Origin of the sequence: Corallococcus sp. CA054B, assembly GCF_003611625.1 — a bacterium.
Classification (GTDB): domain Bacteria; phylum Myxococcota; class Myxococcia; order Myxococcales; family Myxococcaceae; genus Corallococcus; species Corallococcus coralloides.
On sequence record NZ_RAVY01000234.1, the window covers coordinates 1 to 13,984 of the forward strand.

General features: G+C 70.4%; 13 protein-coding genes. 8 read left to right on the forward strand and 5 right to left on the reverse strand.

All coding sequences use genetic code 11. The features are described 5' to 3' along the window. Positions 1-240: 240 nt before the first annotated feature. The 4 genes from D7V80_RS35865 to D7V80_RS35875 all read left to right on the forward strand — a co-directional run bounded on the left by D7V80_RS35865 (position 241) and on the right by D7V80_RS35875 (position 1,984). Positions 241-558, forward strand: a complete 318-nt coding sequence (locus D7V80_RS35865) for a DUF2795 domain-containing protein (RefSeq protein ID WP_120592375.1) — start codon at positions 241-243, stop codon at positions 556-558. A gap of 84 nt (positions 559-642) precedes the next feature. Then, the gene (locus D7V80_RS43180) at positions 643-1,224 is read left to right on the forward strand and encodes a hypothetical protein (RefSeq protein WP_233585972.1); all 582 of its coding nucleotides are present in this window, start codon (positions 643-645) and stop codon (positions 1,222-1,224) included. Then, on the forward strand, positions 1,206-1,544 hold the full coding sequence (locus D7V80_RS43185) for a hypothetical protein (RefSeq protein ID WP_233585973.1): 339 nt from the start codon (positions 1,206-1,208) through the stop codon (positions 1,542-1,544). Before D7V80_RS43180 ends, D7V80_RS43185 begins: the two co-directional genes overlap by 19 nt. After that, positions 1,541-1,984, forward strand: a complete 444-nt coding sequence (locus D7V80_RS35875; protein ID WP_120592376.1) for a CoA-binding protein — start codon at positions 1,541-1,543, stop codon at positions 1,982-1,984. The genes D7V80_RS43185 and D7V80_RS35875 overlap by 4 nt, the downstream gene beginning before the upstream one ends. Before the next feature lie 89 nt (positions 1,985-2,073). On the opposite strand, the gene D7V80_RS35880 is transcribed toward D7V80_RS35875, so the two are convergent. Together D7V80_RS35880 and D7V80_RS35885 are read right to left on the reverse strand one after the other, a co-directional pair. Further along, the gene (locus D7V80_RS35880) at positions 2,074-3,675 is read right to left on the reverse strand and encodes a S8 family peptidase (protein ID WP_120592377.1); all 1,602 of its coding nucleotides are present in this window, start codon (positions 3,673-3,675) and stop codon (positions 2,074-2,076) included. Between the two features lie 130 nt (positions 3,676-3,805). Further along, positions 3,806-4,684, reverse strand: coding sequence for a patatin-like phospholipase family protein (locus D7V80_RS35885; protein WP_120592378.1), 879 nt, complete (start codon positions 4,682-4,684; stop codon positions 3,806-3,808). A 99-nt stretch (positions 4,685-4,783) separates the two neighbouring features. On the opposite strand from D7V80_RS35885, the gene D7V80_RS35890 reads away from it, so the two are divergent. Genes D7V80_RS35890 through D7V80_RS35900 form a run of 3 tightly spaced genes read left to right on the forward strand, consistent with a single transcriptional unit; the run spans position 4,784 to position 10,343 of the window. Then, positions 4,784-5,680 (forward strand): metalloregulator ArsR/SmtB family transcription factor, encoded by an 897-nt coding sequence (locus D7V80_RS35890; protein WP_120592379.1) that lies wholly within the window; start codon positions 4,784-4,786, stop codon positions 5,678-5,680. Further along, positions 5,677-9,192, forward strand: coding sequence for a methionine synthase (gene metH / locus D7V80_RS35895; RefSeq protein WP_120592380.1), 3,516 nt, complete (start codon positions 5,677-5,679; stop codon positions 9,190-9,192). Before D7V80_RS35890 ends, metH begins: the two co-directional genes overlap by 4 nt. A gap of 56 nt (positions 9,193-9,248) precedes the next feature. Then, positions 9,249-10,343, forward strand: a complete 1,095-nt coding sequence (locus D7V80_RS35900) for a hypothetical protein (RefSeq protein ID WP_120592381.1) — start codon at positions 9,249-9,251, stop codon at positions 10,341-10,343. Between the two features lie 26 nt (positions 10,344-10,369). On the opposite strand, the gene D7V80_RS35905 is transcribed toward D7V80_RS35900, so the two are convergent. Next, positions 10,370-10,612, reverse strand: coding sequence for a DUF2934 domain-containing protein (locus D7V80_RS35905; protein ID WP_014394836.1), 243 nt, complete (start codon positions 10,610-10,612; stop codon positions 10,370-10,372). Positions 10,613-10,811: 199 nt separating this feature from the next. Beyond that, complete coding sequence (mutY, locus tag D7V80_RS35910) at positions 10,812-12,002, reverse strand: A/G-specific adenine glycosylase (protein ID WP_120592382.1); 1,191 nt, start codon at positions 12,000-12,002, stop codon at positions 10,812-10,814. A gap of 143 nt (positions 12,003-12,145) precedes the next feature. Here mutY and D7V80_RS35915 point away from each other — a divergent pair, with 143 nt between their 5' ends. Then, positions 12,146-13,111, forward strand: coding sequence for a PD-(D/E)XK nuclease family protein (locus D7V80_RS35915; protein ID WP_120592383.1), 966 nt, complete (start codon positions 12,146-12,148; stop codon positions 13,109-13,111). A gap of 7 nt (positions 13,112-13,118) precedes the next feature. Here the strand turns inward: D7V80_RS35915 and D7V80_RS35920 are convergent. Then, the coding region (locus D7V80_RS35920) for a ThiF family adenylyltransferase (protein ID WP_370452598.1) at positions 13,119-13,984 on the reverse strand (866 nt) is incomplete at its 5' end.

Sequence of the window (13,984 nt, forward strand, 5' to 3'; positions counted from 1 at the left end):
GCGTAAGCCAGGCGGCGAGCAGGGAGGCTGCGGACATCAGGAGGACACTCCGGCGGGCGTTGGCGCGGGGGGACTCTACCCTGAAGCGAACGTGGGCAAGACGGCCGGTCCCTCGCCCGCCCGGCGTCGTAGGAGGTGCCGGGCGGCAGGGTGGCCCGGAGCGGGCGTCATCCCCACGTTGAGGCATGGATGGCCGTCCGGGCACTGGACGCTCCGGGCGCAAGAAAGGTGGAAGACACGATGGCTTACGGAAAGGCGGAGGATCCCTCGCGCTCCATCACCCCGCACCTGGATGGGGTGGAGTACCCGGCGACGCGCGAGGAACTCGTCGAGGCCGCCGCGGACAACGAGGCCCCGGTCGACATCATCAACATCCTCAAGTCCCTGCCGCAGGAGGAGTACATGTTGCGCGAGCACGTGCTGCGCGACCTGGCGGAGGCCGAGCGCCGCTTCGCGATGAACGGCCTGAAGGACGACGATGGCGTGGACCGCGACCGGCGCAACATCGGACGCGACCGCATCGAGGGTGCCTCCGAGGGCGAGACACGCCACCCCTAGTGTCGACCGTGCGCTGACACTCCACACAAGGACGTCGCAAGACGCTCGCGGGCGCCCTGGCTTTCTGCCAGCGTTCGCGAGCGCATGCGTACGGGCCTCTTGTGGAGCTGTCTCCTGCTGTCGCTGGCTGCCGGGTGCAAGTCCCGGTATCCGCCGCTCAACCCCGCGCCGGGGCTGCCGCCGCCGGTGCGTCTGGACTTCAAGCCCCCCGTGGATCGCCTCCTCACCGAATCCGTGAGCGCCACCCGCACCCTCCAGCGCAAGGGGCAGCCGGAGGTGCGCGACGAGGCGGCCTTCACCACCGAGACGCGCTTCACCCCGTCCGACGGCGGCTGGCGCGTGGCCCAATCCGTGCGCACCCCGCGCCAGGTGCATGACGGGCACGACGTGCCGTCCCTGTCCGGCGCCGTGCTGGAGCGCTTCACGCTGCGCATGCAGCTGGCGGCGGACGGCACCTTCGTGAAGCTGGTGGGCCCGGAGGCCGCGCAGGAGGCGCTGCGGCAGGTGGCGCCCGAAGGCACCGGCGTGCCGGATGTGGAGCGCTTCTTTTCCCCGGAGGCGCTGGAGCTGCGCACGCGCCGCGAGTGGGAGGCGAAGTACGGGGGCTGCTCCAGCGCAACCTGGTGGAGGGGCAGCGCACCTGGGCCGTGGACTCCGTGGACGTGAACGGCGAGGAGCGCGCCTTCCTCTTGGAGCGCACGGTGCAGGGCACGCGGCTCACGACGTTCGGCGACGCGGTGGTGCTGACGCTGAGGTGCCTGGACGCGCTGCCTCCCAACGCCCCGGCGGAACTCAAGGCCGCGTGGGCGGAGGCCGGTTCACCCGAGCTTTCGAAGGGCGTGACGTGTGAAGGCGAGCAGGTGGTGACGTGGGCCCGGTTCATCCCGGTGCGCCGCCTGCTGAAGGTGAAGGCGGTGGAGGCGGGCGGCACGCTGACGCTCACCACCGAGTCCCAGGCGGAAGCGCTTCAGGAGGAAGAGCCATGAGCCACGACGAGTACCTCATCGAGGATGACGCGGGTGTGAAGCGAGTGGTGCAGGAGGCCCGGCGCGTGGCGGTGCTGGGCATCAAGACGGAGGACCACTCCGCCCAGCCCGCGTACTACGTGCCGGAGTACCTGGCGAAGGCGGGCGTGGACGTGGTGCCGGTGCCCGTCTACTACCCGGACGCGAAGGTCATCCTGGGCAAGCCGGTGTACCGGAAGCTTACGGACATCCCGGGCGACATCGACCTGGTGGACGTGTTCCGCAGGCCCGGTGACATCGACCAGCACGTGGACGACATCATCGCGAAGAAGCCCAAGGCGGTGTGGTTCCAGTCCGGCATCCGCAACGACGTCGCGGCGAAGAAGCTGGCCGCCGCCGGCATCCGCGTGGTGCAGGACCGCTGCCTGATGGTGGACCACCGCCGCTACAGCGGGCGCTGACGGCTCCAGGAAAACCACGGCCCTCCGCACCCGAAGGGCACGGAGGGCCGGGGAGGCCGCGCGTGGAGGTCGGCGGCCTTCGTCAGGTGTCAGTAGTTGCCGGAGATGACCTTGGGCAGGGCCTTCGCCAGGTCCGGCAGCGGGCCAATCTGCCGCGAGTCCGCCGCCTGCGCCGTGCCGTTGTTGCGCAACAGGCCGCGCATCTGCACGGACGTCAGCAGCCGGCCGTTGGCCTTCGCCACGCCCTGGGCGCTGACGGCGGCGCCCACGACGATGGGCGACGCGCTGGAGGTGCCGCTGAAGGTGGACGTGTAGTACTGGTCCTCGCCGTAGCCGCTGCCGAAGCGGTCGCCGTAGCCGGTGGTGACGACCTTCTCACCCCAGGCGTGCACGTTCACGCGCTGGCCGAAGTTGGTCCAGCACATGGGCACGCGCGTGGTGGAGGTGCTGGCGCCCACCAGGATGGCGCCCGAGTCGCGCGTGGCCGGGTTGAACCGGCCGCCGTAGGCCGCCGCGTCCAGGTTCGCGCTGCCGTTGCCCGCCGCCTCCACCACGACGACGCCGTTGGCGGTGGCGTTGCGGATGGCGTCGTAGTTGTCCTGCCAGTACTCCATCGCGATGTAGTTGCACTGGGACGTGTTGCACGTGCATGCCGTGCCGTCCGAGGGGCCGCCCGCGTGCAGCTCGATGAGGATGACGCCGCCCGCGCCCACCGCCGCCGCCGCGTTGGTGATGGCGCTCGCGGAGCTCTGCGCGCCAATGGCCTCCACGCCCGGCGACGCCGCGCTGGCGATGCCCGTCACGCCGTAGCCGTTGTTCGCGCCCACGATTTCACCCATCACCGCGGTGCCGTGGTTGCGCCAGCCAAGGTCGTTGTACTGCGTGCCGCCCACGCGGAAGAACGTGGGGAAGTCCTCGTGCGTGGTACGCCAGCCACCCTCGATGTCCACGATCTTCACGTTGGTGCCCCGGCCGCCCGTCTGCGTCCACGCGTACGTCGCGTTGATGCCGGAGGGCGCCGCGTTGAGGTAGCCCTGGGCGGACTGGTACGCCGGCGTGGTGGGCGGCAGGTCCGCCGCGGACAGCAGCGCGCGCAGCCCCGCCTCCATGCCGAAGTTCACCATCGCCGGCTCCGGGGGCGGCGCCGCGTAGGCCGTCTCCACGCTGTCAACGCGGTTGAGCGCCGCCACCAGGTCCGCCACGGTGTCCGCGGTGGTGCCGGGCAGCAGCGGTACTTCGAAGTACAGGTTCAGGTCCGCCAGTTGCTCGCCGCTCGCCCGCTCACCGGACGCCTTGCTCGCGTCCAGCGTGGCCTCCTCCGCCTGGAACACCCGGTCCAGCGCACCGATGCGCGGCGCACGCTCCAGCAGCGCCACCACCTCCGCCAGGTCCGACTCCACGCGCGCGGAGTCCAGGCGCAGGCCGGACAGCAGCTCACGCTCGCTGGCGCTGCGCTCGGAAGCCAGGGCGCGCAGCGCGTTGTCGCGCAGGCGCACGTGGCTGCCCTCGTGGAACTTCACCACCAGCCGCTCCACGAACGTGCCCGCGGGCAGCTCCCGCCCCGTGGGCTTCGCCAGGAGCGCGCGTGGCGCCAGCGAAGTGGCGGCGCCAGCAGCGGGGGCCAACGCCAGCAGGGACACAGCCATGACCGCGCCACGCAGGCGGAGCGGGGACAGCGTCGACTTCAGCATGGACTTCCTCCGGGATGAACAGCATCCCCACCATGCCACGCCGGTCTGTCATTTAAATCAGGCTATTCGGTTATTTCTTTCCTGGTGGTTTATTCTTGCCTCATTGAACCAGACGGGCGTGCGTGCGCGTTCAGGTGCTCTGCTCGAAGGGCACGGGAGGCCGGGCCAGGGCGCGCTCCGCGGACAGGCGGGCTTGATCCAGGGCGTCGAAGCCGCGCTCCAGCGTGGCGGGCGTCACCGGCGGCAGGTTGGACACGACGACGTACACGGGCACGTTGCGCGTCTGGAGCACGGTGAGCTGGAGGCGGAAGTGGTCGCGCCGGAGCGCGGCGGACCCGGCGGCCAGGCCCTGCGGATACGCCATGGGGCCGCCCACCACCTTGCGCGTCCGGCTGGGCAGGTAGTGCACGAGGATGGCGTCCAGGTCCTTGCCAATGGCGCTCTCCTGCAGCGACAGCGCGGGCGCCTTGTCCACCAGTCCGCCGTCCCAGAACAGCTGGCCGTCCAGCGGCACCGCCCGGAAGAGGCCCGGGTACGCGCAGGTGGCGTGGACGCGCGGGGCCAGCTCCCCGGTGGTGAACGCCTGGTGCGTGCCGTGGGTGAGGTTGGCGACGGTGAGCAGCAGCGGGTGCGGCAGGTCCTCGAAGGTGGACACCGGCAGCGTGTCCTCCAGGAGGCGCCGGAAGCGCTCGCCCTTGAGCAGGCCCGTGAAGCCGTGCCCCTGGGACGCCACGTTCAGCACCGCGCCAATGGGGTCCGGGTCCCAGAAGTTGGCCCGCGTCTGGCGCAGCACCAGCTCCTCCAGCGCCGGCATGGGCATGCCCGCCGCCGCGTACGCCGCCACCATCCCGCCCGCGGACGTGCCCGCGTAGGCGTGGGGCTTCAGGCCGGAGGCGTGCAGCCCCTTCAAGAAGCCCGCGTGGCCATAGAAGCCGAAGTAGCCTGCGGAGAGGACCAGTCCGAACCGCTTGCCTTCGAGCAGGGAGTGCAGCGTCGAGGAGGGAGCCATTTCGGATTTTTACAGGATGGGTGCATCCCAAGGCAACGCAATGCGTTGGCGGGGCCATTGTGGTTGGGGGCCAGCATCGATATATGTTGATGGCTCGATATGGACGTCCTCTCCCAATCCTTCCGTGTCCTGGGGGACACGACGCGGCTGCGCATCCTGCGGTTGGTGGCCCAGGCGCCGCTGAACGTGACGGAGCTCGTGTCGCTGGTGGGGGTGGCCCAGTCGTCGGTGTCGCACCACCTGTCGAAGCTGAAGGGGCTGGGGCTCATCCGCGAGGAGCGGCAGGCGGGCTTCACCTACTACTCGCTGGCGCTGGAGTCGGATGACTCGCGCTGGCCGCTCGTCCGGCTGGCGCGCGAGGCGGAGGACGCGGCGGGGGACTCCGCGCGGCTCAGCGACCTCTTGCGCGCGCGGGAGGACCGGCAGGCGCTCAACGAGCGGCTGTTGGAGCCCGGCCAGTCGTGGTTCCTCTGGGCGGGGGCGCTGGCGTCGCTCCTGCCGCCGCTGGACGTGGCGGACTTCGGCTGCGGCACGGGCGTGTTCAGCCGGGCCATGGCGCGGTGGGCGCGGCACGTGTGGGCCATTGACCAGAGCGAGGACGCGCTGTCCCAGGCTCGAACCCTGGCCCTGCGTGACGAACTCACCAACATCACGTTCCTGCGCGAGGACCTGCACCGGCTGTCCCTGTCCGGTGGGCGCATGGACCTGGTGGTGATTTCGCAGAGCCTCCACCACGTGGAGTCGCCCGCGGCGGTGGTGGCGGAGGCCGCGCGGCTGCTCAAGCCGGGCGGCCGGCTGGTGGTGCTGGAGCTGCTGCCGCACGAAGAGAAGTGGGTGCTGGAGCGGTTGGGGCACCGGCACCTGGGCTTTTCGCCCGAAGTCCTGGAAGCGGCCCTTCGCGAGGCCGGCTTCACGTCGTTCACCCGCGAGACGCACGCGCGCGACGGGGCCAGTCCCTTCCGCGTCTTCCTGCTGACCGGAGTCAAACCGTCATGACGAGCCACATCGCCCATCCCCTGCCGCTTCCCCCCGGGGAGCACGGCCAGCGCGTGGCGGCGCTCAAGGCCGCGATGCGCGAGCGCATCCTGGTGCTGGACGGCGCCATGGGCACGCTCCTCCAGGGCCACCAGCTGGTGGCGGCGGACTTCGGCGGCGCGGAGTACGAGGGCTGCAACGAGCACCTGGTCCTCACCCGCCCGGACGTCATCGAGGGCATCCACGCGAAGTACTTCGCCGCGGGCGCGGACGTGACGGAGACAGACAGCTTCGGCGGCACGCCCGTGGTGCTGGCGGAGTTCGAGCTGGGCCACAAGGCGATGGAGATCAACATCGCCGCGTCCCGCCTGGCGCTCAACGCCGCGAAGGCCGCGGAGGCGAAGGACGGCCGGATGCGCTGGGTGGCGGGCTCCATTGGCCCCACCACCAAGGCCATCAGCGTCACGGGCGGTATCACCTTCGAGGAGCTGGTGGACAACTTCGCCGTGCAGGCGGAGGGGCTCGCGGTGGGTGGCTCCGACTACCTGCTGGTGGAGACGGCGCAGGACACGCGCAACGTGAAGGCGGCGCTGCTGGGCATCGACCGGGCCTTCAAGAAGCTGGGCTGGGCGGTGCCGGTGGCGGTGTCCGGCACGATTGAGCCCATGGGCACGATGCTCGCGGGCCAGTCCGTGGAGAGCCTGGCCACGTCGCTGGAGCACACGGAGCTGCTGTACCTGGGGCTCAACTGCGCCACGGGTCCGGACTTCATGACGGACCACATCCGCTCGCTGTCCTCCATGAGCCCGTTCCCTGTGTCGTGCGTGCCCAACGCGGGTTTGCCGGACGAGAACGGTCAGTATCTGGAGTCGCCGGAGATGATCTCCCGGTCGCTCAAGCGCTTCTGTGACAACGGTTGGATCAACGTGGTGGGCGGCTGTTGCGGCACGCACGCGGGCCACATCGAGGCGCTCGCCGCCATGGTGAAGGGCCTCAAGCCGCGCACGGAGACGCCCAAGCCGCGCTCGTCGCTGTCCGGTGTGGACTACCTGGAGGTGACGGACGAGCAGCGCCCCATCATCGTGGGCGAGCGCACCAACGTCATCGGCAGCAAGAAGTTCAAGGAGCTCATCGTCGCGGGTGCATTCGACGACGCGTCGGAGATTGCCCGCGCCCAGGTGCGGCGGGCGGCGCAGGTCATCGACATCTGCCTGGCGAACCCGGACCGGGACGAGCTGGAGGACATGCGCCACTTCCTGGAGGTGGTGGTCAAGAAGGTGCGCGTGCCGCTGATGATCGACTCGACGGACGAGAAGGTCATCGCCATGGCGCTCACGTACTGCCAGGGCAAGGCCATCATCAACTCCGTCAACCTGGAGGACGGCGAGGAGCGCTTCGAGAAGGTCGTCCCCCTGGCGAAGGCGTTCGGCGCGGCGCTGGTGGTGGGCTGCATCGACGAGGTGGGCATGGCCGTCACGCGCGACCGCAAGCTCGCCGTGGCCGAGCGCAGCTACGAGCTGCTCACCCAGAAGTACGGCATGCGCCCGGAGGACCTGTACTTCGACCCGCTGGTGTTCCCGTGTGCCTCCGGTGACGCGCAGTACACCGGCAGCGGCGTGGAGACGATTGAAGGCGTGCGGCTGATCAAACAGCGCTTCCCGCAGTGCCGCACGGTGCTGGGCATCAGCAACGTGTCCTTCGGCCTGCCCACCGCGGGCCGCGAGGTGCTCAACTCCGTGTTCCTGTACCACTGCGTGCAGGCGGGCCTGGACATGGCGCTCGTCAACTCGGAGAAGCTGGAGCGCTACCCGTCGCTGCCGGAGGAGGAGCGGAAGCTCTCCGAGGACCTCATCTACAACCGGGGCGCGGACCCCGTGACGCCCTTCGCTGCGCACTTCCGCGAGCGCAAGCCCGCGCGCGCCCAGGTGAGCAGCCTGCCGCTGAACGAGCGGCTCCAGCGCTACATCATCGAAGGCACGCGCGACGGCCTCACCGCGGACCTGGACCTGGCGATGAAGGAGATGGCGCCGCTGGACATCATCAACGGGCCGCTGATGAAGGGCATGGACGAGGTGGGCCGCCTCTTCGGCGCCAACGAGCTCATCGTCGCGGAGGTGCTCCAGAGCGCGGAGTCCATGAAGGCGGCGGTGAGCCACCTGGAGCCGCACATGAGCCAGACCCAGGCGGCGTCGCGCGGCAAGATCGTGCTCGCGACGGTGAAGGGGGACGTGCACGACATCGGCAAGAACCTGGTGGAGATCATCCTCGCCAACAACGGCTTCCAGGTGGTGAACCTGGGCATCAAGGTCCCGCCCGAGCAGCTGGTGCTGGCGGTGAAGGAGCACCGGCCGGACATCCTGGGCCTGTCGGGCCTGCTGGTGAAGAGCGCGCACCAGATGGTGGCCACCGCGGAGGACCTGAAGCGCGCGGGCGTGGAGACCCCCATCCTGGTGGGCGGCGCCGCGCTCAGCCGCAACTTCGTGGACCGCAACATCGCCCCGGCCTACGGCGGCGGCACCGTGGCCTACGCGCAGGACGCGATGAACGGCCTGGAGCTGGCGAAGCAGATCGTGGAGCCGGGCGCGCACGCGAAGCTGCGGGATGACCTGGCCGCGCGGCGGCTGAAGCTGGCGCAGGAGGCGAAGGACCGGCCCGCGCCCGCGGCTCCGGTGCGCCGCTCGCGCAGCACGGAGGTGCCGGTGCTGGACGTGGTGCCGCCCGCGCCGGACTTCGCGCGGCACGTGCTCACCAACACGCCGCTGGATCACATCTGGAAGTTCATCAACCCGGTGATGCTCTACGGCCGCCACCTGGGCCTGCGCACGTCGTCGCGCGCGCTGGGCACGCCGGCCGAAGCGGAGCTGGCCAAGACGGAAGAGGGCCGCAAGGCGCTGGCGCTGAAGGAGGCGGTGGAGGAGCTGAAGACGCTCCTGCGCGGCGGCGTGATGCATGCGCGCTCGGTGTTCCAGTTCTTCAAGGCGGCCAGCGACGGCGACCGCGTGCTGCTCTTCGACGGCACGACGGGCGAGCCGGTGACGTCCTTCGACTTCCCCCGGCAGGACAAGGACAACGGCCTGTGCCTGGCGGACTACGTGAGGCCGCTGGAGAACGGCAAGCCGGTGGACGCGCTCTCGCTGTTCGTCACCACCGCGGGCGCGGGCATCCGCGAGCTGTCCGAAGGCTTCAAGGCCAGGGGCGAGTTCCTCAAGATGCACGCGGTGCAGGCGCTGGCGCTGGAGACCGCGGAGGGTTACGCGGAGCTGCTGCACACGCAGCTGCGCAGCATGTGGGGCTTCCCGGACCGCGCGGACATGACGATGCTGGAGCGCTTCCGCGCGGAGTACACCGGCAAGCGCTACTCGTTCGGCTACCCGGCGTGCCCGCGCCTGGAGGACCAGACGAAGCTGTTCGCCGCGCTCAAGCCGGAGGAGATCGGCGTGCAGCTCACCGACGGCTGCATGATGGAGCCCGAGGCGAGCGTGTCCGCCATCGTCTTCCACCACCCGAACGCGACGTATTTCTCGGTGACTTGATGCGTCGGGGGCCCGAAGGCCGGGCCCGGGCGCGGTGGACGGGTTAGATTGCCGCCATGCCTTCGCCCACCATCCGTCGCGCCGTCCAGCTCCTGCCCGCGTGTGCCACGACGGGCATTGGCAGCCTGCCGCACACCCAGGTGGAGCTGGGTCTACAGGCCGCGCTCGCCATGGACATCCCGTTCCTGCCGCAGCTGCCGGTGGGCCATCCGTCCGAGCTGATGATCCCCGCCGCGCTGGAGGGCCTGCCGGGCCTGCGCTTCGACGAGGACGGCGTCTGCACGGTGGACGTGGACGCGTGGAGCGCGGGGCGCGAGGCCTTCGAGAAGCGGCTGGAGGCGGCGCTCGCCTCCGGGGACCTGGAGTCCTTCGAGCCCACCGCGGACGCGTGCCGCGCGTGGAAGCCGTTCCTCTGGGAGGTGGAGCACCGCAAGCTCGCCTTCGCGAAGGCGCAGCTGTCCGGCCCCTTCACGGTGCGCTCCGTGGTGCGCACCGCGACGGGTGAGCCGGTGCTGGCGGTGCCGGGCCTGGACGCGGCGCTGTACCGGCTGGTGATGGTGCGCGCGCTGGCCATGGTGCGCGCCCTCAAGCGCACGGGCACCACGCCCCTGTTCTACCTGGACGAGCCGGGCCTCTACGCCTACGTGAGGATGAACCCGCAGCACCTGCTGGCGCAGCAGGAGCTGCGGCTGCTGGTGGTGGCGCTGCAGCGTGAAGGCGCGCTCGTGGGCGTCCACTGCTGCGGCAACACGGACTGGGGCGTGCTGCTGGACGCGCAGGCGGATCTGGTGTCGCTGGACGTGCGGCTGTCGTTGGACGCGATGCTGGAGGAGACGGACGCGCTCAAGCGCTTCCTGGACTCCGGCGCCACGCTGAGCCTGGGCGTCATCCCCACGGACCTGGCGTCCACGTATTCGGTGGAGGAGCTGTCGGACTCGGTGGAGGCGTCGTTGAAGGCCGCGCTGCCCAACGACATCGGCTTCGCGCGCGCGCTGTCCACGGTGCTGCTGACGCCCGCGTGCGGGCTGGCGATGCGCTCGGTGGTGGACGCCGAGCGCATCCTGGAGGAACTCAAGCAGGCCCAGCGCCGGCTGAAGCGGGCACTGGAGTCCGAACGCCCGTCCCTCCAGGGCCTTCCGCCCGCGCACTGAAGAACGCGGGCGGCCGTGGCGGCTGACTACTGACGGCCGAGCCGCAGCTCGCGTTCAGCCTGGTGCCAGTCGTGCTCGGGGTTGCCGTGCGTGCCGCCCCGGGCCTGGAAGATTTCGTAGGCGCGGCGGGCAATCTGCTCCTGCGTGGGAGCGGCGGTCTTGCTCGTGGGCGCGCTCGCCGTGGCCACCGGCTTCTTGTCCTCGGTCCGCTCCGGCGCGGCCTTGGGGGCCGGGTTCGGTTGCGACTTCTGCGCGTTCTGACGGGCCATGGGGCTTCCTCCTGGAAAAGGCGACCTGAAGCTTCGGCCGCGGCCCTCGATCGCGAAAGAGACCCAAGGCGTACGGGGTTGCCGGAGCGACATCCCAGGTCGCGAAGTGTTGAGGGACCAACGGGCCATTCCGCTCGGAAAATCCATCAGCGGAATACGCCCGTACGTGCGGTCTGGGAGTGGATGGCCGCCCTGCGCTTCAGCGGCCGGCCGCCTTCCGGGCAGGGCGGCCCGCCGTCTTCTTCTTCGCGGGCGCGGCGTCGCCTCCCATCACGCCGTGCCCCAGCGCCGCGTCGAGCGCGCGCTGCATCGCGGTGCTCATGCCCAGCGCCTCTGCTTCCTGCGGCGTGCACCAGCGCAGGTCCTGGAACGCGGCGGACTTCGTGGGGCGCTTGCCGCCCGTCACGCGCAGCAGCCGCAGCGTGAGGTCGCGGTGGGTGAGCTGCCGGCGCACGCTGTCCAGTGTGCCCTCCAGCGTGAGCGGCGCGCCCAGCGTCGTCGCCAGCCGCTCCGTCGCCTCCGCTTCGGACGTGCCCTCCTCCACCTCCACGGCGGGCAGCTCCCACAGGCCGCCGAAGAGGCCCTTGTCCGCGCGACGCGCGAAGAGGAGCGTGCCCGCGTGCGGCCACACGGCCAGCGCCAGGAACAGCTTGCGGGGCGCGGCGCGCACCTTGGCCGGAGGCAGCTCGTCCACGCGGCCCTTCTTGAACGCGATGCACCCGTCGCGCACGGGGCACAACAGGCACAGCGGTGACTCCGGCCGGCACACCGTGGCGCCGTGCTCCATCAGCGCCTGGTTGAAGTCCCCGGGCCGCTGCCCCTTCACCAGCGCGGAGGCCAGCGCCCAGAGCGTGGCCTCGCGGTCGCGGTCCCCGGGCAGGCCCTCCACCTCGAAGAGGCGCGACAGCACGCGGGCCACGTTGCCGTCCACGATGGGGGCTTCCTCGCCAAAGGCGATGGAGGCCACGGCCCCGGCGGTGTAGCGACCGAAGCCGGGCAGGGTGAGCAGCTCCTCCGCCGTGGACGGGAGCTTCCCTCCGAAGCGCTCCACCACTTCCTGCGCGGCCCGGTGCAGGTTGCGCGCGCGGGAGTAGTAGCCCAGCCCCTTCCACCCGGAGAGCACGTCGTCCAGGGGCGCGGAGGCCAGGGCCTTCACCGTGGGAAAGCGCGCGAGGAAACGCTCCCAGTACGGGATGACCGTGGACACCTGTGTCTGCTGGAGCATGACCTCGCTGAGCCAGATGGCGTACGGGGCGCGCGTGCGGCGCCAGGGCAGGTCGCGCTTGTTCCGGTCGTACCAGGAGAGCAGCGGACCATGAATGGCGGCGTGGCGTTCAGGGGAGACGGGGGCGGGGAGTGCCCCGCTGTCAGTGCGCTTGCGTGGGCTCATGTGATTCTTCGCGGGGGTTGCGCGGCACCATACCCGTACGGTCGGGCGCACCCGGCGTTTTTACCGACGGCACGGGGCGGTTGTCTGGCCGCCCGTCCCTCTTCTGGCGGGGCGGGCGATCGTCTATAGGATGCCCCGCGTCCATGGCCCGTCCTCCCATCACCAACGACTTCTCCTGGTCCAAGAGCCGCCACGAGAAGTTCTCCGAGTGTCTCCGGGCCTACTACCTCTACTACTACCGCTCCTGGGGCGGCTGGGAGGCGGAGGCGGCCAAGGACGTGCGCGAGCTCTACGTCCTCAAGAAGCTGCACAACCGCTACACCTGGGCGGGCAGCATCGTGCACGAGGCACTCAAGGACGTGCTGCTGGACTGGCGCGCCGGCCGTGACGTGGACCCCGCGAAGGTGGAGGCGCGCACGCACAAGCTGATGCAGGACGACTTCCGGCACTCGCGCTCCAAGGCCTACTGGACGACGAAGTACCGCAAGCCCTTCACCGGCCTCGCGGAGCACGAGTACGCCGAGGACGTCCCCAACGAGTCCTGGAAGCAGAACTTCGAAACGGTGCGCAACGCGCTGACCTGGTTCTTCCAGTCGCGCTGGCCCACGGTCGCGAAGGGGCTCAAGCCCGCGCAGTGGCTGGAGGTGGACGCGGGCTTCGACTTCGCCCACTTCGTCATGGACGGGGTGAAGACCTTCGCCATCCCGGACTTCGCCTACGTGGACGCCGAAGGCTCCGTCGTGGTGGTGGACTGGAAGACGGGCCGCTCGCGCGAGGGCTACGACGAGCAGGTGCTGGGCTACGCGCTCTACATCGCGCAGCGCTACCGCTACCCGCTGGAGAAGGTGCGCGCCTCGCTCGTGTACCTCAACGAGGGACTGGAGCACGACGTGACGGTGGATCCGTCCGCCATGGACTCCTTCCGCCAGCACTTCGCCCGGAGCGTGGAGGGGATGCGCGCGCTGCTCAAGGACCCTGGCACCAACACGCCGAAGGAGCCGGAGGCCTTCCCGCAGACGGGGAACCTGGACGCCTGCGCCCGCTGCGTCTTCCGCCGTCCGTGCGGCCGGGAGCCCGCGGTGGCGCAGGCCCGGCCCCGAGTCGCCTGACGCGCTACTACCGCGCGGAAGCGAGCCGGCGCACCACCACGCCCGCGGCGTTCATGCCGAAGGCGGAGGTGACGAACGCCACGCTGCCGTCAATCTGCGTGCGGTGGTCGCAGGTGTGGAACTCGTTGTCCTGCGGGCAGACGCACAGGAAGCCGTCGGTCGCGTCGTCGTAGTTGAGCGGCACCGGCTGCCGGCGCGTCTCGATGGAGTACACGGCGGTGATGCCCGTGTGGCGCTCCGTCTCCACGCCGTACTTGCGCTTGAGCAGCTTGCGGATGTCCTTGGCGAAGGGGTCCATGTGCGTCTCGCTCAGGTCCTCCACGCGGATGGCCGTGGGGTCCAGGCGTCCCGCCGCGCCCATGGAGCTGACCACCGGCAGGCCCATCGTCACGCAGCGGTGCAACAGGTGCAGCTTCGCCTTCACGTTGTCGATGGCGTCCACCACGAAGTCGTAGCGGCCCGCGGGCAGGAGCGTCTCCGCCAGCTCCTCGCGGTAGAACTCGCGCAGGGCCTCCACCTTCGCCTGCGGGTTGATCTCCTGGCAGCGCTGGGCCATCAGCTCCGCCTTGGACTTGCCCACCGACTTCACCGTCGCGTGCAGCTGGCGGTTGGTGTTGGTGACGCACACGTCGTCGTGGTCCACCAGCGTCAGCCGGCCCACGCCGCTGCGCACCAGGCCCTCCGCGGTGAAGCTGCCCACGCCGCCCAGGCCGAACACCACCACGTGCGCGTTGGCCAGCCGCTCCATGGCGTTGTCGCCCAACAGGCGCGCCGTGCGGTCGAAGCGGCGTGACAGCTTGAAGGGCTTCGCCAGCGAGGCCGCCGGATCGACGGTGTTCGAAGCAGCCGGGGAGGCGGGGGGCGCCTCGGGCT

Bases quoted from the DNA above. Each gene is read 5' to 3' on its own strand.
- D7V80_RS35865 (WP_120592375.1), top strand. From the start codon at position 241: ATGGCTTACGGAAAGGCGGAGGATCCCTCGCGCTCCATCACCCCGCAC.
- D7V80_RS43180 (WP_233585972.1), top strand. From the start codon at position 643: ATGCGTACGGGCCTCTTGTGGAGCTGTCTCCTGCTGTCGCTGGCTGCC.
- D7V80_RS35875 (WP_120592376.1), top strand. From the start codon at position 1,541: ATGAGCCACGACGAGTACCTCATCGAGGATGACGCGGGTGTGAAGCGA.
- D7V80_RS35880 (WP_120592377.1), bottom strand. From the start codon at position 3,675: ATGCTGAAGTCGACGCTGTCCCCGCTCCGCCTGCGTGGCGCGGTCATG.
- D7V80_RS35885 (WP_120592378.1), bottom strand. From the start codon at position 4,684: ATGGCTCCCTCCTCGACGCTGCACTCCCTGCTCGAAGGCAAGCGGTTC.
- D7V80_RS35890 (WP_120592379.1), top strand. From the start codon at position 4,784: ATGGACGTCCTCTCCCAATCCTTCCGTGTCCTGGGGGACACGACGCGG.
- metH (WP_120592380.1), top strand. From the start codon at position 5,677: ATGACGAGCCACATCGCCCATCCCCTGCCGCTTCCCCCCGGGGAGCAC.
- D7V80_RS35900 (WP_120592381.1), top strand. From the start codon at position 9,249: ATGCCTTCGCCCACCATCCGTCGCGCCGTCCAGCTCCTGCCCGCGTGT.
- D7V80_RS35905 (WP_014394836.1), bottom strand. From the start codon at position 10,612: ATGGCCCGTCAGAACGCGCAGAAGTCGCAACCGAACCCGGCCCCCAAG.
- mutY (WP_120592382.1), bottom strand. From the start codon at position 12,002: ATGAGCCCACGCAAGCGCACTGACAGCGGGGCACTCCCCGCCCCCGTC.
- D7V80_RS35915 (WP_120592383.1), top strand. From the start codon at position 12,146: ATGGCCCGTCCTCCCATCACCAACGACTTCTCCTGGTCCAAGAGCCGC.